Raw genomic sequence first — 15,148 nt, 5'->3', positions numbered from 1 at the left:
CAGAGGACTGGCTGGAGCGGGCAGAGATTCCTGGCTTCGTTACAGGATTGCGCCAATTCGCGGTCCCGGCGTTGAGCCGTTCATATCACGCGCCCGGCTCCCCCTTTCGTCGGCCGCCACGATCCGCACCTGCACGTCCTTGGGCTTCGCCAGATAGGGCGACGACGTGACCAGGACGTCGGCGCCGGCCTCCGCATAGGCTGCGGCGTTCGCCGTGTTGATGCCGCCGGCGGCGGCGATGATCGGACGCGTCCGCGTATAGGCCATCGATGCAATGCGCTCGACGAGCGCCGCAATCTCGGCAGGCGAGAATTTCTCGGCCTGGATCACATCGAAGCCGGCGACTGCCGCGGCAAGCGCGGCGTCGGCCGTCTTCACCTCGATGACAAGCTTCTTCTCCGGCGCCGCCCGGCGCAATCGCCCGACCGCCTGAAACAGCGGCAGATCACCGAGAAACGCGCGGTGCTCGGGAAACACCAGCACCGTCTCCGAGAGGCCGAGCCGATGCATGACGGCGCCGCCCGCCTTCACGGCAGCTACCGCAAAGCGTTTGGTACCCGGCACGTTCTTGCGCGTGCAGGCAACCGGAATCTGCGGCGCGACCGCCCTCGCGGCGACGACGATGGCGCGGGTCTCGCTGGCCACGCCCGACCAGATCTCGATCAGGGTCTGCGCGACCTTCCAGCTCCGCAACAGTGCAGCAGCCGGACCGCGCGCCTCGAGGATCGGCGCGCCCTGCTCCAGCGCCGCGCCGGATGCGGCGAACAGCTCCACCTCGCAGCCGGCGAGCGCGATAATCGCGGCGGCATCCTCGGCGAGCGCCAGCACCATCGGCGTGCGCGCGGCAAATTGCATGACGCCCCTGATCGCGCCTACCCCGAGCGCCTCAGTGGTGAGATCGCCGTAGGGCACGTCGTCCTCCAACAGGCGCTCGAGCTCGGCGCGCGACGCAACCGTTGTCATGTCGTGCTTCCCTTCGTTGCTGTCGGCTTGCCGACGACTTTGTCGCAAACCCGACACGGATCGTCGGTCCCGCCGCCGCAAGGGGCTGGAAGTTCCGCTTTTGACGTTCATTTCTGCAAGGCGCGCACCAGACTCCGATCGGCGCATCCGGCACGCCGATTGCTGAGCCCATCATGGTCGTCGCCTCGCAGCAATCAGGCTGGCGCGGAGGCGGTTACCGTCCGCTGGAGTTCATCATGAAACTGTTTCGTACGATCGCCGTCGCCGCAGGCCTGCTGCTCACATCCACCGGGGCGCAAGCCGCACAGACCAATGTGGCCGTCGCCGCCAACTTCACCGATGCTGCCAAGGAGATCGCCGCCCTCTTCAAGCAGAAGACGGGACACGAGGCTGTGCTGAGCTTCGGGGCGAGCGGCCAGTTCTACACCCAGATCACGCAGGGCGCGCCGTTCCAGGTGTTGCTGTCCGCCGACGATTCACGACCGAGGAAGCTCGTCGAGGACGGTCTTGCCGTCGCGGACAGCCGCTTCACCTACGCGATCGGCAAGCTCGTGCTGTGGAGCAAGTCGCCCGGCATCGTCACCGGCGAGGAGACGCTGAAGACCGCCTCCTTCGCAAAACTCTCGATCTGCAATCCGGCCGCCGCGCCTTACGGGCTCGCCGCCGTGGAAACGATGAAGTCGCTGAACCTGTACGACGCCCTGAAGCCGAAGCTGGTGGAGGGCGCGACCATCACCCAAGCCTATCAATTCGTCGAGACCGGGAATGCCGAAGTCGGCTTCGTCGCGCTGTCGCAATTGACCGGCAGCGATGCCGGTTCGCGCTGGGTGGTGCCGCAGGCGCTCTATAATCCGATCCGCCAGGACGCGGTGCTGCTGAAGACCGGCGCCGGAAACGAGGCCGCCGGCGCGTTCATCGCCTTCCTTAGGGGACCCGAGGCACGTGCCATCATCGAGAAGTACGGCTACGTGCTGGACGGGCAGAGCTGACGCGCATGGAGATCTGGTCGGCGGAGATCCGTCAGTCGGTCCTGCTCACGATCGAGCTCGCCGCGATCTCGACTGCGATCCTGCTGGTGCTGGCGACGCCGCTGGCCTGGTGGCTGGCGCACGCCAAGGGCTGGTGGACCGAGATCATCGCAAGCGTGGTCGCGCTGCCGCTGGTGCTGCCGCCGACCGTGCTTGGCTTCTATCTCCTGGTGCTGCTCGGCCCGGATGGACCGGGCGGATGGATCGCACGCCTGTGGGGCGCGCGCACGCTCGCCTTCACCTTCGAGGGCTTGGTCATCGGCTCGGTGGTGTATTCGATGCCCTTCGTGGTTCAGCCGATCCGGAATGCCTTCGCCGCGATGGGCGAGCGGCCGCTCGAGGTCGCCGCGACCTTGCGCGCCTCACCCCTGCGTACGTTCTGGACCGTCGCGGTGCCGCTGGCGCGGCCAGGTTTCCTGACCGGCGCGGTGCTCGGCTTTGCGCACACCGTCGGCGAGTTCGGCCTCGTGCTGATGATCGGCGGCAACATTCCCGGCCGCACAAAAGTGCTGTCGGTCGCGATCTTCGATTATGTCGAGACCTCACGCTGGCGCGAGGCGAGCATCCTCGCGGGCTTCATGGTGATCTTCGCCTTCGCCGTCATCCTGACCATGACGCTGATCGACAAGCGCGGCAGGAGGATCGCCGCGTGAGGCACGCCGAACCCGGCCAGATCAATGCGGCCTTCCGCGGCAGGCTGGGCACCTTCACGCTCGATGTCGCGCTCAGCGTGCCAGCTACAGGCGTTACCGCGATCTTCGGCCCTTCCGGCTGCGGCAAGACCAGCGTGGCGCGCTGCATCGCCGGCCTGCAACGCATGGCCGACGGCTTTTGCGCGGTCGACGGCGATATTTGGCAGGACCGCAAGTCGTTTCGCCCCGTGCATCGGCGACCGATCGGCTATGTGTTCCAGGAAGCGAGCCTGTTTCCGCATCTCTCGGTACGCAGCAATCTGCTATTCGGCGCACCGAAGGCCGCAGGGGTGCAGATCGGCTTCGACGAGGTCGTGGAGCTGCTTGGCCTTTCCGCGCTGCTCGATCGCGCGCCGAACCGCCTCTCCGGCGGCGAACGGCAGCGCGTCGCAATCGGCCGTGCGCTGCTGTCGCAGCCGAAGCTGCTGCTGATGGACGAGCCGCTGGCGGCGCTCGACCGCACCACCAAGAATGAGATCTTGCCATTCCTCGAGCGGGTGCACGAGCGGCTGTCGCTGCCGGTATTTTATATCAGCCATGACATGACGGAGATCGAGCGCTTTGCCGATCATCTGGTGCTGATGGAACAGGGCCGCGTCGTCGGCTCCGGCCCGCTGCATACCCTCCATCCGATACCGCTGGCCGGGAGCAGCGATCGGCATGGAGATTGCTCACCACGACGGAAGAGCGTAGGAAACCGGATGAGGATGACTTCCATGCCTATCGACTTCCACGACATTGATCCGAACCGCGTCGCCGCAATCCTTTACCGCTCGCAGGACGACGTCGATGCTTTGCTCGCCGACTTCGCCGAGACTCTGGCGCGGTCGGGCGAGCGGATCGGCGGGGTCGTCCAGCGCAACATCAAGGACGGCGCCGGCTGTCAGGTCGGCATGCAGGCAATCGACCTGATGACCGGCCGCGAGATTTCGATCTGCCAGCCGCTCGGCTCGGGCGCGATGGCCTGCAAGCTCGACGCGGCGGGACTGGCCGAAGCGGCGGTCGCCGTCACACGCGCGATCGCAGCGGATGTCGACCTGGTCGTGATCAACAAGTTCTCCAAGCAGGAGGCCGCCGGCGAAGGCCTGCGCGACGAGCTAGCCGGCGCCATCGCCGCCGGTATTCCCGTGCTCACGGCCGTGCCGGAAAAATGCCTGGACGCCTGGAATGATTTTACCGGCGGTATCGGCACCAGCCTCTTGTGCGAGCGAAGTGCGATCGAGGGCTGGTGGCAGGACCTGTCGTCGCGCATGAAGCGGGCGCGCGACGCGCGCCTGCCCTCTGATGCATCTGCGGCGCTACTTGCCGATCATCACGTCGGATGACTTGATCACCGCGGAGACGGTATCGCCCACCTTCAGGGCGAGATCGTCCACTGCCTCGTTGGTGATCGCGGAAAACACGACCAGTCCCGGCGCGAGCTCGATCTTCACATGGGCCGTTGTCGTCCCCTTGGTGACGGCGACGATCCGCCCCGGGAGAATGTTTCGGGCGCTGAGCTTCATGGGTCAGCCGAACTTGAACAGCACGCCGTAGCCACCGCGCGGATAGCTCCACTCGATGTCGCCACTCCCCTCGCAAATCACGCGGCAGGTCCCGCACTCGATGCAGCCGTCGACCGTGATCTCAACCTGCCCTTTGTCGTTGAGCTCATAGCAGCGCGCCGGGCAGGCCTTCAGCATCGTCAGGAGCTCAGGCGACGGCGTGGTGTGGGGCCGCACCTTGATATGGGCGCGGCCGGCATCGACCAGGTAACGGTTGTAGAACAGCTTGTCCTCGACACGCACGGATGGCTCGATCGACATGGTTTGGGTCTCCGTCCTTGGTGATCTATTTCCTTGTCACCGCCAGGCGCGCGCGAGGCGGAAGGCATCGCCGAACAGCCCGCTCCATGAGCGCGCCTTGATGAACGATTTGAATGTCGTCTTCTCCTTCTCCACCTTCGGCGTGCCGTCGACGCGCAGGAAGTTCTGCATCGCCCTGGAGACGAGTTCGGGATAGGTCAGGAAGAAGTTCTGCGACTGGGTGTGCATCAGCGCTGGCATGTCCTTGTACTTCTTCAGGTCCTTGATGACGAAGGACTCGTCCAGCATCGTCTTGTAGAGCGCCAGGTTCTCCGCCGTCATCGGATCCTTGCGCGACTTGACCTGGAAGATCGCCTCCGCCGCGATCCGGCCCGACGTCATCGCCAGATTCGAGCCCTCGCGATGGATGGCATTGTTGAGCTGGGCGGCGTCGCCGACCACAACCCAGCCCTCGCCGTAAAGCTGCGGGATCGCCTTGAAGCCTCCCTCGGGGATGAGGTGCGCGGCATATTCCTTCACTTCGGAGCCCTCGATCAGCGGGGCGACCGAAGGATGGCGCTTGAACCGATCGAGCAGGCCGTACGGCGTCTCGCCGGTGCGCTGGAAATCGGCGACCAGGCAGCCGATGCCGAGCGAGATGCACTCCTTGTTGGCGTAGATGAAGCCCATGCCGGTCATGCCGCGGGAGATGGTGCCTGCGGCTTCGATCACCATGCCTTCGTCGCCTTTGAGGTTGAAGCGGGCCTCGATGGTCTCACGCGGCAGGAAATGCATCTCCTTCACGGCGAGCGCGACCTTGTCGGGCTTGGGCCGCTCGCGCAGGTGCGCGCGGGTCCCAAGCAGGCCGTTGACTCCCTCCGCCAGCACCACGACGTCGGCATGGATCTCGCCATCCGCGCGGTCGGTGCGCACGCCGATCACCCTGCCGTAGGCATCTTGTGCCAGCTCGGTCACCGTCGTCTCGCACAGCACCGTCGCGCCGGCTTCCCGGACCTTCTGGGAGAACCATTTGTCGAACTGGGCGCGGATGATGGTGTAGCGGTTCGGCTTCTCCTCGTTGAAGTCATCGGAACGATAGTGCAGGCCGGTGTGCGAGCGGTCATCCATCATCCAGAAGCGCTGCTCGACCAGGTGCCGTTCCAGCGGCGCGTCCTCGCGGAAATCGGGGATCAGCTTCTCCAGCATGTCGGCATAGAGGATCGCACCCTGCACGTTCTTCGAACCGGAATATTCGCCGCGCTCGAGCTGGAGCACCTTCAGCCCGCGCTGGGCCAGCGTGAGCGCCGCCGCGTTGCCGGCCATGCCGGCGCCGACGACGATGGCATCGAATTTCTCCTCGATCATGACGCCTCTCCCTCTTCTAGCTCGCGATCCGGTCGCGCGAATGCGGTGACAGCCGGGCACGGAACGCCGCGGTCAGGGCCGGAAGCAGCCGGATGGCATCGGCGACGATGCCCATATGGGCGAAATCGAAGATCGGCGCGTTCCTGTCGGTGTTGATGGCGACGATGAGGTCGGCCCCTTCGACGCCGACGCGATGCTGGATCGCGCCGGAGATGCCCGCGGCGATGTAGAGCTTCGGCCGGATGGTTTTACCAGTCTGGCCGATCTGCCGGTCGGATGTGATCCAGCCCTTCTGCACCAGCGGCCGCGAGCAGCCATATTCGGCCCCGAGCACGGTGGCGAGCTGGCGCACGAGCTGGAAGTTCTCTGGTGATCCCAGCCCTAGTCCGCCGGCGACGACGACGTCCGCGTAGGCGAGATTGGACTTTGCGGAATCGCGATCGGGCAGGAACGACAGCACTTTGGTCACGATGTCGTCCTCGACGAGGCCGAGCGGATGACTGACGATGCGGCCGACCGGGCGCACGACGCGTTCCGGCATCGGCATCACGCGCGGCCGCACCGTCGCCATCTGCGGCCGGTAGTTCAGCGTGTAGATCGTGCAGAGCAGCGAGCCGCCAAAGGTCGGGCGCGTCGCGGCGAGCGAGCCGTCGGCATCGACGTCAAGCTCGGTGCAGTCGGCGGTGAGACCGGTGAGCAGTGTCGTCGCCACCGAGCCCGCGAGATCGCGGCCGAGCGTGGTGGCGCCGAGCAGCAGGATCTCTGGCTTGTAGGTGTTGACGACGTCGGTCAGCGCCTTGGTGTAGGACTCGTTGCGGTAGTCGGTGAGCAGATTGTCGGCGACCATATAGACGAGATCGGCGCCGTAGCAGAAGGCCTCGGCGGCGGCGCTCTGGGTCGCCTCGCCTTCGGGCCCGATCACGACCGCGGCGAGATCGACCTTGAGCTTGTCGGCGAGCTTGCGGCCGGCGCCCATCAGCTCCCAGGAGACGGGATGAACCTGGCCGCGCTCCTGTTCGATGAAGACCCAGACGTGCTTGTAGGCCTTGAAATGCTCGGGCAGCTCCTTCTTGGTCGCGGCGCGCCCCGCGGCGGGTGCGGCAGTCTTTGGTGCGGTGCTCATGATGCTTGCTCCCCTCGCCTCAATAGCCGCGCGCCAGCGCCGCCAGCTCGGTCTCGAGCGCCGGCTGGCGCTTGAAGATGGCGTCGATCAACGCTTCCGCTGGCTGTTCGCCAGACTCGATCAGCACCGCCTTCTCGCTGCGCGCGGCTGGCGCGAACACCCGCTTGACGATGGTGGGCGAGCCGCGCAGGCCGCATTTCGAGATGTCCTCGACGCCGGCATCCTGCGCACTCCATTTCACGATTGGCGCGCGCGCGGCGCGCAACGCGTCAGCCATTGCGCCGCGGCGGATCTGGTTGGTCGCCTCCAGCATAGTGACGAGGCACGGCAGCCTGGTGCGCAGAAGCTGCACACCGCCCTCGGAGCGTCGCTCGGCGTCAATAGTGCGGGCCTGTAAATCCAGCGCACTGATCTTGGCGACATAGGTGAGCTGCAACAGGCCGAGCCGCTTGGCGATGCCGGGGCCGACCTGCGCGGTGTCGCCATCGATGGTCTGCTTGCCCGTAAAGACGAGATCGGGCGCGCCGAACTCGGTCGAGATCTTGCGGATCGCGGTCGCGAGCGCATAGGTCGTGGCCAGCGTATCGGCGCCGGCGAAGAATCGGTCGGTCAGCAGCACCGCACGATCGGCGCCGAAGGTCAGCGCCTTGCGCAGACTGTCCTCGGCCGAAGGCGGTCCCATGGTCAGCACCGTGACCTCCCCGCCGAACTGGTCGCGCAGCTCGAGCGCCGCCTCCAGCGCGAAGAGATCGTAGGGGTTGATGATGGTCGGCACCCCCTGACGCATGATGGTGTTGGTCACGGGATGTACGCGGATCTGCGCGGAGTCGGGGACCTGCTTGATGCAGACGACGATGTGCATGTGCTTCTCCAGGACTCGTCTCCAGAACTCGGTTCAGAGCAAGAACAGCAAGTGTCGTACCAACTGCGCGAACGATCAAAATCAGACGTCGATACAGCGACTTAGAAGAGCGACGGTATCGGTTGCATCCACTTCAGGCAGCGGAGCCGACAACGCTGCTGCGACACGCGTCGCAAATGCGACAGAGCGGACGTTCACTTCAGCGTACCGATCTGCACCAATGTCGGCGTCTGCTTGGGCTGCGGCGCGACGGCGTCCTTCAGGACCTTGAAGACACGCTGATCGATCGGCGAGGATGCGACGAAGTCGGCATAGGCACGCTCCAGAACGGCCCTGCACCGCTCCGCCACGATCTCATCCGTAGCGCCAGCAAAGTCTTCTCCGGCGAGGTACTGGCCCATGCGCCGCAGGATATGCAGCCGCGCCACGTTGACGATCTTGGGATCGTAGTCGACGCCGAGCAGCGTGAAGAATTCCTCGGCCGCGGATGCCTTGTTCAGTTGCGCGAGAATCCCGTCAGTCATTGTCGGCCTCCATAATCGCTGCGCCGCGGACCGGCTCGCCGGCACCACGCAGGCGCTTCTGCATGTGGGTCAGGCGCGCCTCGAGAAACTCGACGCGGTCGAGCAGCACTTCGATGGCGTCCCCAACGGGGTCCGGCATCAGATGATGGTCGAGGTCGATCCGGCCGACGACGCGGCGATGGCTCAATTGCGGGCGCACCACGCGGGCGGGGATGCCGACCACGGTGACGTCGGGCGGCGTGCTCTCGATCACGACCGAATTGGCGCCGACGCGCCCGCCCGCCGCGACCGTAATCGGCCCGAGGATCTTGGCACCCGCCCCCACCACGACGCCGTCCTCGAGCGTCGGATGGCGCTTGCCCGGATACCAGGACGTGCCGCCGAGCGTGACGCCGTGATAGAGCGTAACGTCATCGCCGATCTCCGCGGTCTCGCCGATGACGACACAGGCGCCGTGGTCGATGAAGAAGCGATGACCGATACGTGCACCCGGATGAATGTCGACATTGCTGACAAAGCGCCCGAACCAGGACAGCAGCCGCGCAGGAAAGCGCCAGCCCGAGAGCCACAGCCGGTTGGCGATACGATACCAGATCAGGGCGTGGATGCCGGGATAGGTCAGGAGCGTCTCGAGCTGGCCCCGCGCGGCCGGATCGCGCTGGCGCACGCAGCCGACGTCTTCGCGGACCAACTTCAGCAAGGACGGCTTTACCGGTGTGGACGGGGAAGGTTCGGCGAGCGGAATATCGACGACACAGGTCATAACCACCTCACGCGCAATTGAGAAGCGAGCGCTCGCGCACCTCGCGCCAGATCGCCGTTACCGTCTCGCGCGCAACGGCGCCCTTGTGCTCGACGGCATGTCGACGGACACGGGCGAGGACGGACTTTGCTTCGTCCGCACTGACGGACAGCTGGAGCTCGGCGAGCAGCGCGGTGATCGCGGCAAGCCCCGAATGCTTGCCGATCACGATGCGATTGGAGCGGCCGAGCAGGCGCGGATCCAGCGCCTGGTAGGTGCGCTGATCTTTCAAAAGACCGTCGACGTGAATGCCGGACTCATGGGTGAAGACGTGCTCGCCCACAATCGCCTTGTTGAGGGGAATGGCGCGTGCGGCCGCAGTGGCAACCACGGACGCCACCTTCTCCAGTTCGGACAGCACCACACCGGTGTCGCAGCCATAGAGCTGCTTGAGCGCGACCGCGACCTCCTCCAGCGGGGCATTGCCCGCGCGCTCGCCGAGACCGATCACGGTGACGGACGCATGCGTCGCACCGGCCTTGATCGCGGCAAGCGTGTTGGCGGTTGCGAGGCCCAGATCGTCGTGGCCGTGGAATTCGAGCTCGAGGTCGGTGGTGGCGCGAAGTGCCGCCAGCAACGCGAAGGCGGCATCGGGGTCGAGCACGCTCAACGTGTCGGCAATACGGAAGCGCCGTGCACCGGCAGCCTTTGCGGCAGCGATCAGCTCGACGAGGAAGCCGACATCGGCACGGGACGAATCCTCGCCGCCGACAGCTACGTCGAGCTCCCTGTCGCGGGCATAGCCGACCACCCGCCTCACCTGTTCCAGCGCTGCTGACCGGCTGCCGCCGAGCTTCGCGGCGATCTGCACGTCGGAGGCCGGGATGGAGACGTTCACCATGGAGACGCCGGCTTCAATCGCCGCATCGACGTCCGATGTCCGCATCCGGCACCAGCCGATCGCGGTTGCTGGAAGGTCAGCTTCGACGATGGCCCGGATCGCGCTCACCTCGTCATGGCCCATGGCGGGCGTGCCCGCTTCGATCTCGGTGACGCCAGCGGAAGCCAGCGCACGTGCGATCGAGACTTTCTCCGCGGTGGTGAAGGCGACGCCCGGCGCCTGTTCGCCGTCGCGCAGGGTGGTGTCGTTGAGAACGACGGATCGGGGCTGAACTCCGTTCGATCGGGTCGTTGGGTCGGGAAACGCCATCCGCGTCCTCCAATCATTCATTCCGATCAACAGTTCAGCAACCCTCGTGCCATCGCCAGAACGACCGCCAAACAGTTGAAATTGATGGATTTATCGACGCTGTCCGCTTTGTCGCGAATGCGACAGCGTCAGACAGGCGTGTCAGGTATCACCGGACTTGCGGCGGATATGGATGATGATGTCGAGCCGCGAGATCTCATGCCCCGGCAATGGTTCGGGCATCTGCTCGAGGACGAGCGTCTCCGGCACGTCGATCAGCCAATCCTCGCCGTGAAGGTAGAAATGCGGATGGACCGTCGTGTTGGTATCGAAGAACGAGCGCGAGCCATCCGGGCCAATGCGGCGCAACAGTCCGGCCTGGGTGAATTGGTTGAGCGTGTTGTAGACGGTTGCCAGGGAAAGCTGAATGTTGGCCTCAACGGACTCGGCAAAGAGCATCTCGGCGGTGACGTGACGGTGTCCCTGTCCCTGGCCGAATAGCAAATCTGCCAACAGCACACGCTGGCGCGTCGGTCGCAGGCCGGCGTCGCGCAACCGCCGGAATGCGGAACATTCGCTGTCCCGGATTTCGCTCTGCGCAGACAGTTCCGCATCCAAAGTATCGATGACGAACATTTCCGGATACGCGTCCATGATCACCTCGGGTCATCGATATGATCGCCGCCGCCGCGCAAAAATTCCCGCCGACGCTCGGCCATGCGGCTCTCGCCGCTTTCCTCGCCGAAGCAAAGCGCGAAATCGTTGCACTCCGTGCAGACCGGGGTCGTGCACATCACGAAGCCGTCGTCCTCGCAGAGCATGCGGTAAAAGAAGCGCTTCCAGCGCATATTCCTGGTGTTGCGGGTCGCCAGCGGCGCGAAATGACGTGTCAGGAGGCGCGATAGTTCCGCTCGCTCGCGCAAGCCGAGATCTTCCCAGAGATGGTTCGGCTCCATCGCGCGCCGTGCCACCATCGCCGCGAGCCAATGGCCGACTTCGCCGTCGCTCGAGCGCTGAGCGAGCAGGAGGTCGCGTACCATGATGGTCTCGTCATCGATCTCGGAGGTCGATTTCGGTATCCACGCGAAGGCGCGGAGCGTGGCCGACGGGAAATGGCCGGTCAGCAGATTGTTGAATTCCTGCTCCGAAAGACCGACGCGCTCTGCGATCGGACCGCCATCCATCACGGCCGCGGCCAGGATCGAGGCTAGGACGTGGCGGTCGAAATCATCGTCGGTGCTGATATCGGCTTCTGCCGGATCGCGCCCGGTCAGCAGGCGGTAGAATTCTATTCCTGCATGCGGCCCGCCGGTGTCGGAGCCTGCCGGCAGACGCACTGTCGCTTCGGTCGTACTCGCTTGCGCCGCGATCACGGAACGCTCCGCCGGTTATGCCGCAGGATCGTCGAAATGTGCCGGCCTCCCCGATCCGGGGAGACCGGCAGGATCATCAGGCCGTCGCGAGCTGGGCCGCGGTCTTGCCAATCTGGCTCTCGTCGACCGCCTTCATGATGCCGTGCTCCATCAGCATATCCTCGAGCTCGTCCATGCTGATCGGGGTCGGGATGATGCCCTTGCCGCCGTTGTTGTGGATCTTGTTCGCGAGGTTGCGATAGTGATCCGCCTGCTTGGATTCCGGTGCATATTCCAGCACCGTCATGCGGCGCAGCTCCGCGTGCTGCACGATGTTGTCGCGCGGCACGAAGTAGATGAGCTGGGTACCAAGCTTCTTGGCCAGCGCTTCCGCCAGCTCCAGCTCCTTGTCGGTCTGCCGCTCATTGCAGACCAGGCCGCCGAGGCGGACGCCGCCGGAATTGGCGTATTTCAGAATGCCCTTGGAGATGTTGTTGGCGGCATACATCGCCATCATCTCGCCGGACATCACGATGTAGATTTCCTGCGCCTTGTTCTCGCGGATCGGCATCGCGAAACCGCCGCAGACGACGTCGCCCAGCACGTCGTAGGACACGTAGTCGATGTCCTCATAGGCGCCGTTCTCTTCCAGGAAGTTGATCGAGGTGATGACACCACGGCCGGCGCAGCCGACGCCCGGCTCCGGACCGCCGGACTCGACGCAGCGGATATTCTGGTAGCCGACCTTCATGACGTCCTCGATTTCGAGGTCCTCGACGCTGCCTGCATTCGCCGCCAGGCTCAGAATCGTATCCTGCGCCTTGGCGTGCAGGATCAGGCGGGTCGAGTCCGCCTTGGGATCGCAGCCGACGATCAGGATCTTGTGACCCATCTCGGCAAGCGCCGCGAGCGTGTTCTGCGACGTCGTCGATTTGCCGATACCACCCTTGCCGTAAAACGCGATTTGTCTCAGTGAAGACATGTTGCTCTCCATCAACCGATTGCCAATGACATCGCGCTTCTCGCGCGAGATTGCTTCTCTCTCAGAAGCGTGGGCCCGCGGGGTTCGGGAAGGAGAACATCGCTCGCCAGCAGCGTCGGCGTGTTCTCAGCCCTCACTCGTTGTTGCTGCATCCAAATAGCAACTGGCGTGCCATTCGCTGCGCGCGCACTAAGACGCTGATCGCACTCGCGAAATATTTCGACGCGCGCGGCCGACAGAAGCTGTGTCGAACCCTACAGAGGTAGGGCCTCTGTCAGAAACCGGACAAGGATCTCAGTGACGGCGGTGCAAATGCACCGCTATTTCCGCGGCGCGCAGGCGGAACGGAAATTGCTAACCCAAGAGAAGAAGCGATTTGAGGAGAACGACAGATGCAGATCGGTGTCGAGACAGCCAAGGCCGTCGACCAGCGGCGCGTGTTCGTGGTCGACGACGACGAGATCACCCGCGCAGCGCTCCAGTTCATGCTGCATGACGAGATCGAAACTCATGAGCTCGCCACGCCGGAAGAGGCCTATGCAAAGGGCGTGGACTGGCTGAAGCCCGACGTGGTGCTGCTCGGGGTCTCGTTCCTGAAGGCCCGCGGCCCTGCCCTGATCGGCGATCTCGGCACCAGGTTTCCGGGCGTCCGCATTCTCGTCGTCACCGACAAATCCGACGAGGCCACCGCGGTCGAGGCGATGAAGGCGGGTGCCCACGGCGCGGTGGTGAAGCCGCTGACGCTGGAAGGCGTGCGCAAGAAGGTCGACACGATCCTCGGCCGCGGCGGCGCCGCGCCACTGGTTCAGCTCAGCATGATGAAATAGGAACCCGGACGTGGCGACAGTCCTGTTCTACCAAAAGCCAGGCTGCGGAACCAACGCCCGGCAAATTCGGGCGCTGGAAGCAGCGGGTCATCAGGTGATCGCGAAGAGCCTGCTGACAGAGCCGTGGACTGCCAAGGACCTCCAGGCCTTCTTCGGCGAGACGCCCTTCATGTCCTGGTTCAACCCGGCCGCGCCGCGGATCAAATCCGGCGAGGTGAAGCCGGCGGAGATCGGTGCAGCGGGCGCGATCGCCCTGATGCTCGAGGATCCCCTGCTGATCCGGCGCCCGCTGATCGAAGCCGACGGCACTAGATGCGCCGGGTTCGACCGCGAGCCGGTGCTGTCGCTGCTCGGCGGCACGCGTAGCGATCTAGACGGCTGCACGCGGCCGGAGGTGATGCCGCATTGCGCGGAGTCGTGAAGCTCAGCTCCGCGCGAGCACCATGACCAGGCGATCGACGCGGCGGCCCTGCTTCAGGTGCTCCTCGACGATCTCGTCGATGTCTTCCGGCGTGGTCGGCCGATACCAGACACCATCGGGATAGACGACCATCAACGGACCCGCTCCGCAGAAGCCGAGACAGCCCGACGCCGTGAAACCGATGTCGGTGAGCCCTTTCGCTTCGATCGCCTTGCCGAGCCGTTCCCACAACGGCCCGCCGCCGGCCGCGCCGCAGCTTCCGCGCGGGTGGCCCGGCGGTCGCTGGGTGTGGCAGGCGAAGACGTGGTGGCGGTAGAGCTGCGGGAGCTCGAAATCCTCGGTCAAACCATCGCTCATGACGCCGCCACCGCAACGCCCTTGTCTTTCAGCACCGCGGTCAGCTCACCCAGCTTGAACATCTCCCGCACGATGTCGCAGCCGCCGAGGAACTCGCCCTTGACGTAGAGCTGGGGAATGGTCGGCCAGTTCGAGAACGACTTGATGCCGTCGCGGATGTCAGGATCGGCAAGCACGTTGATGCCGGTGAAGGGCACGCCAAGGCCGTTCAGGATCTGCACCACCGCGCCGGAGAAGCCGCATTGCGGCGCGGCCGGAACACCTTTCATGAACAGCACGACGTCGCTGCCCGCGATAAGGTCCTTGATGCGTTGCTCGGTCGGTTCACTCATACTTTCGTCCTTCCATGTTCATTTCGGCACGGCCGTTTCGAGCGCGAGCGCATGCAGCGCCTCGCCCATGTGCCCCTTCAGGGCGGCGTAGACCATCTGGTGCTGCTGAATCCGGCTCTTGCCGGCAAAGGCCTGCGAGACGACGCGCGCGCCATAGTGATCGCCATCGCCGGCAAGATCGGTCACGATCACATGGGCATCCGGAAATGCCTCTTTGATCAATTGCTCGATATCCGGTCCCGCCATCGCCATGTCGCACACTCCTGCTCTGCACCCCTCTCATGCAAGCGCCAAACCAGTTCCGGAAGCCGTGCTTTCAGAGGGACTTGCGGCGTTCGCGCCGTCGTCATGTCCGACTTCCGACACGGCCGTGCACGCGCGTGTCGCTGACATGACGGACGGAGCCCGCCCGGCACCAGATGTGGCGACGATCGTTTCTGACGTCTCGAATTGACGCGCTTTCATGCGGTTTCCCGCGCGGCCCGGCTTTTGCTTTGCAAGCGGCAACATCGGTATTCCGAGACGCAAGAAGAGGACTCGACATTGCCTGACCCGGACTTCAGCAGATTGGGCGCTCCGTGCCTGATCCCGACGATTGCGAGCGC

Annotated in this window: 20 protein-coding genes and 1 pseudogene; 6 read left to right on the top strand and 15 right to left on the bottom strand. The window is 64.8% G+C overall.

The window, feature by feature from the left end; translation table 11 throughout:
• Window positions 1-39 precede the first annotated feature (39 nt).
• Complete coding sequence (gene modD / locus JQ635_RS06385; protein WP_211409024.1) at window positions 40-963, bottom strand: ModD protein; 924 nt, start codon at window positions 961-963, stop codon at window positions 40-42.
• Window positions 964-1,199: 236 nt separating this feature from the next.
• Here modD and modA point away from each other — a divergent pair, with 236 nt between their 5' ends.
• The 4 genes and pseudogenes from modA to JQ635_RS39370 all read left to right on the top strand — a co-directional run bounded on the left by modA (window position 1,200) and on the right by JQ635_RS39370 (window position 4,008).
• Complete coding sequence (gene modA / locus JQ635_RS06380) at window positions 1,200-1,952, top strand: molybdate ABC transporter substrate-binding protein (protein ID WP_211409023.1); 753 nt, start codon at window positions 1,200-1,202, stop codon at window positions 1,950-1,952.
• Window positions 1,953-1,957: 5 nt separating this feature from the next.
• Window positions 1,958-2,644, top strand: coding sequence for a molybdate ABC transporter permease subunit (gene modB, locus JQ635_RS06375; RefSeq protein ID WP_211409022.1), 687 nt, complete (start codon window positions 1,958-1,960; stop codon window positions 2,642-2,644).
• Window positions 2,641-3,339, top strand: a pseudogene (modC, locus tag JQ635_RS39375) (molybdenum ABC transporter ATP-binding protein); the annotation flags it as partial. The gene modB and the pseudogene modC, both read left to right, overlap by 4 nt.
• 45 nt (window positions 3,340-3,384) lie before the next feature.
• On the top strand, window positions 3,385-4,008 hold the full coding sequence (locus JQ635_RS39370; RefSeq protein WP_433996556.1) for a DUF2478 domain-containing protein: 624 nt from the start codon (window positions 3,385-3,387) through the stop codon (window positions 4,006-4,008).
• On the opposite strand, the gene JQ635_RS06360 is transcribed toward JQ635_RS39370, so the two are convergent.
• From JQ635_RS06360 to nifH, 11 genes are all read right to left on the bottom strand, one after another.
• Window positions 3,982-4,188: a TOBE domain-containing protein gene (locus JQ635_RS06360; protein ID WP_211409021.1), complete on the bottom strand. Its 207-nt coding sequence runs from the start codon at window positions 4,186-4,188 to the stop codon at window positions 3,982-3,984. The two genes, JQ635_RS39370 and JQ635_RS06360, sit on opposite strands and share 27 nt — an antisense overlap.
• Before the next feature lie 3 nt (window positions 4,189-4,191).
• Entirely contained in the window at window positions 4,192-4,488 is a 297-nt protein-coding gene (locus tag JQ635_RS06355; RefSeq protein WP_061026949.1) for a ferredoxin family protein, read from the bottom strand.
• 36 nt (window positions 4,489-4,524) lie between these two features.
• Window positions 4,525-5,832, bottom strand: coding sequence for an FAD-dependent oxidoreductase (locus JQ635_RS06350; RefSeq protein WP_211409020.1), 1,308 nt, complete (start codon window positions 5,830-5,832; stop codon window positions 4,525-4,527).
• Between the two features lie 16 nt (window positions 5,833-5,848).
• Window positions 5,849-6,955 (bottom strand): electron transfer flavoprotein subunit alpha/FixB family protein, encoded by a 1,107-nt coding sequence (locus tag JQ635_RS06345; RefSeq protein WP_211409019.1) that lies wholly within the window; start codon window positions 6,953-6,955, stop codon window positions 5,849-5,851.
• Window positions 6,956-6,974: 19 nt separating this feature from the next.
• A complete protein-coding gene (locus JQ635_RS06340) occupies window positions 6,975-7,817 on the bottom strand; it encodes an electron transfer flavoprotein subunit beta/FixA family protein (protein WP_211409018.1) in 843 nt (280 codons plus the stop codon).
• Window positions 7,818-8,011: 194 nt separating this feature from the next.
• On the bottom strand, window positions 8,012-8,341 hold the full coding sequence (gene nifW, locus JQ635_RS06335; protein WP_211409017.1) for a nitrogenase stabilizing/protective protein NifW: 330 nt from the start codon (window positions 8,339-8,341) through the stop codon (window positions 8,012-8,014).
• Window positions 8,334-9,104 carry a serine O-acetyltransferase gene (gene cysE / locus JQ635_RS06330; RefSeq protein WP_211409016.1) on the bottom strand — a complete coding sequence of 257 codons (771 nt, stop codon included), beginning with the start codon at window positions 9,102-9,104 and terminating at the stop codon, window positions 8,334-8,336. The genes nifW and cysE overlap by 8 nt, the downstream gene beginning before the upstream one ends.
• Before the next feature lie 7 nt (window positions 9,105-9,111).
• Window positions 9,112-10,293, bottom strand: a complete 1,182-nt coding sequence (gene nifV / locus JQ635_RS06325) for a homocitrate synthase (RefSeq protein ID WP_246583343.1) — start codon at window positions 10,291-10,293, stop codon at window positions 9,112-9,114.
• A gap of 141 nt (window positions 10,294-10,434) precedes the next feature.
• A complete protein-coding gene (gene irr, locus JQ635_RS06320; RefSeq protein ID WP_246583342.1) occupies window positions 10,435-10,926 on the bottom strand; it encodes a Fur family transcriptional regulator Irr in 492 nt (163 codons plus the stop codon).
• A gap of 2 nt (window positions 10,927-10,928) precedes the next feature.
• Window positions 10,929-11,645, bottom strand: a complete 717-nt coding sequence (locus tag JQ635_RS06315; RefSeq protein WP_211409014.1) for a nitrogen fixation protein NifQ — start codon at window positions 11,643-11,645, stop codon at window positions 10,929-10,931.
• A 76-nt stretch (window positions 11,646-11,721) separates the two neighbouring features.
• Window positions 11,722-12,606 carry a nitrogenase iron protein gene (gene nifH / locus JQ635_RS06310; protein ID WP_211409013.1) on the bottom strand — a complete coding sequence of 295 codons (885 nt, stop codon included), beginning with the start codon at window positions 12,604-12,606 and terminating at the stop codon, window positions 11,722-11,724.
• 392 nt (window positions 12,607-12,998) lie between these two features.
• On the opposite strand from nifH, the gene JQ635_RS06305 reads away from it, so the two are divergent.
• Together JQ635_RS06305 and JQ635_RS06300 are read left to right on the top strand one after the other, a co-directional pair.
• Window positions 12,999-13,433, top strand: a complete 435-nt coding sequence (locus JQ635_RS06305; RefSeq protein WP_211409012.1) for a response regulator — start codon at window positions 12,999-13,001, stop codon at window positions 13,431-13,433.
• Window positions 13,434-13,443: 10 nt separating this feature from the next.
• A complete protein-coding gene (locus JQ635_RS06300; protein ID WP_211409011.1) occupies window positions 13,444-13,854 on the top strand; it encodes an ArsC/Spx/MgsR family protein in 411 nt (136 codons plus the stop codon).
• 3 nt (window positions 13,855-13,857) lie between these two features.
• On the opposite strand, the gene JQ635_RS06295 is transcribed toward JQ635_RS06300, so the two are convergent.
• From JQ635_RS06295 to JQ635_RS06285, 3 genes are read right to left on the bottom strand one after another with little or no spacing between them, the layout of a single operon-like run.
• Window positions 13,858-14,211: a (2Fe-2S) ferredoxin domain-containing protein gene (locus tag JQ635_RS06295; RefSeq protein WP_211409010.1), complete on the bottom strand. Its 354-nt coding sequence runs from the start codon at window positions 14,209-14,211 to the stop codon at window positions 13,858-13,860.
• A complete protein-coding gene (gene grxD, locus JQ635_RS06290; protein ID WP_211409009.1) occupies window positions 14,208-14,543 on the bottom strand; it encodes a Grx4 family monothiol glutaredoxin in 336 nt (111 codons plus the stop codon). The genes JQ635_RS06295 and grxD overlap by 4 nt, the downstream gene beginning before the upstream one ends.
• Before the next feature lie 18 nt (window positions 14,544-14,561).
• Window positions 14,562-14,795 (bottom strand): BolA family protein, encoded by a 234-nt coding sequence (locus tag JQ635_RS06285; RefSeq protein ID WP_211409008.1) that lies wholly within the window; start codon window positions 14,793-14,795, stop codon window positions 14,562-14,564.
• Window positions 14,796-15,148 lie beyond the last annotated feature (353 nt).

Source organism: Bradyrhizobium iriomotense, from assembly GCF_018130765.1.
GTDB classification, from domain to species: domain Bacteria; phylum Pseudomonadota; class Alphaproteobacteria; order Rhizobiales; family Xanthobacteraceae; genus Bradyrhizobium; species Bradyrhizobium iriomotense_A.
This window is presented reverse-complemented; position numbering and strand designations above follow the sequence as displayed.

What these genes read in the sequence shown, in the direction of transcription:
- JQ635_RS39370 (WP_433996556.1), top strand. Translation starts at nt 3,385, where the DNA reads ATGAGGATGACTTCCATGCCTATCGACTTCCACGACATTGATCCGAAC.
- irr (WP_246583342.1), bottom strand. Translation starts at nt 10,926, where the DNA reads ATGGACGCGTATCCGGAAATGTTCGTCATCGATACTTTGGATGCGGAA.
- modB (WP_211409022.1), top strand. Translation starts at nt 1,958, where the DNA reads ATGGAGATCTGGTCGGCGGAGATCCGTCAGTCGGTCCTGCTCACGATC.
- JQ635_RS06355 (WP_061026949.1), bottom strand. Translation starts at nt 4,488, where the DNA reads ATGTCGATCGAGCCATCCGTGCGTGTCGAGGACAAGCTGTTCTACAAC.
- modD (WP_211409024.1), bottom strand. Translation starts at nt 963, where the DNA reads ATGACAACGGTTGCGTCGCGCGCCGAGCTCGAGCGCCTGTTGGAGGAC.
- nifW (WP_211409017.1), bottom strand. Translation starts at nt 8,341, where the DNA reads ATGACTGACGGGATTCTCGCGCAACTGAACAAGGCATCCGCGGCCGAG.
- cysE (WP_211409016.1), bottom strand. Translation starts at nt 9,104, where the DNA reads ATGACCTGTGTCGTCGATATTCCGCTCGCCGAACCTTCCCCGTCCACA.
- modA (WP_211409023.1), top strand. Translation starts at nt 1,200, where the DNA reads ATGAAACTGTTTCGTACGATCGCCGTCGCCGCAGGCCTGCTGCTCACA.
- JQ635_RS06305 (WP_211409012.1), top strand. Translation starts at nt 12,999, where the DNA reads ATGCAGATCGGTGTCGAGACAGCCAAGGCCGTCGACCAGCGGCGCGTG.
- JQ635_RS06350 (WP_211409020.1), bottom strand. Translation starts at nt 5,832, where the DNA reads ATGATCGAGGAGAAATTCGATGCCATCGTCGTCGGCGCCGGCATGGCC.
- grxD (WP_211409009.1), bottom strand. Translation starts at nt 14,543, where the DNA reads ATGAGTGAACCGACCGAGCAACGCATCAAGGACCTTATCGCGGGCAGC.
- JQ635_RS06340 (WP_211409018.1), bottom strand. Translation starts at nt 7,817, where the DNA reads ATGCACATCGTCGTCTGCATCAAGCAGGTCCCCGACTCCGCGCAGATC.
- JQ635_RS06285 (WP_211409008.1), bottom strand. Translation starts at nt 14,795, where the DNA reads ATGGCGATGGCGGGACCGGATATCGAGCAATTGATCAAAGAGGCATTT.
- JQ635_RS06345 (WP_211409019.1), bottom strand. Translation starts at nt 6,955, where the DNA reads ATGAGCACCGCACCAAAGACTGCCGCACCCGCCGCGGGGCGCGCCGCG.
- JQ635_RS06295 (WP_211409010.1), bottom strand. Translation starts at nt 14,211, where the DNA reads ATGAGCGATGGTTTGACCGAGGATTTCGAGCTCCCGCAGCTCTACCGC.
- nifH (WP_211409013.1), bottom strand. Translation starts at nt 12,606, where the DNA reads ATGTCTTCACTGAGACAAATCGCGTTTTACGGCAAGGGTGGTATCGGC.
- nifV (WP_246583343.1), bottom strand. Translation starts at nt 10,293, where the DNA reads ATGGCGTTTCCCGACCCAACGACCCGATCGAACGGAGTTCAGCCCCGA.
- JQ635_RS06360 (WP_211409021.1), bottom strand. Translation starts at nt 4,188, where the DNA reads ATGAAGCTCAGCGCCCGAAACATTCTCCCGGGGCGGATCGTCGCCGTC.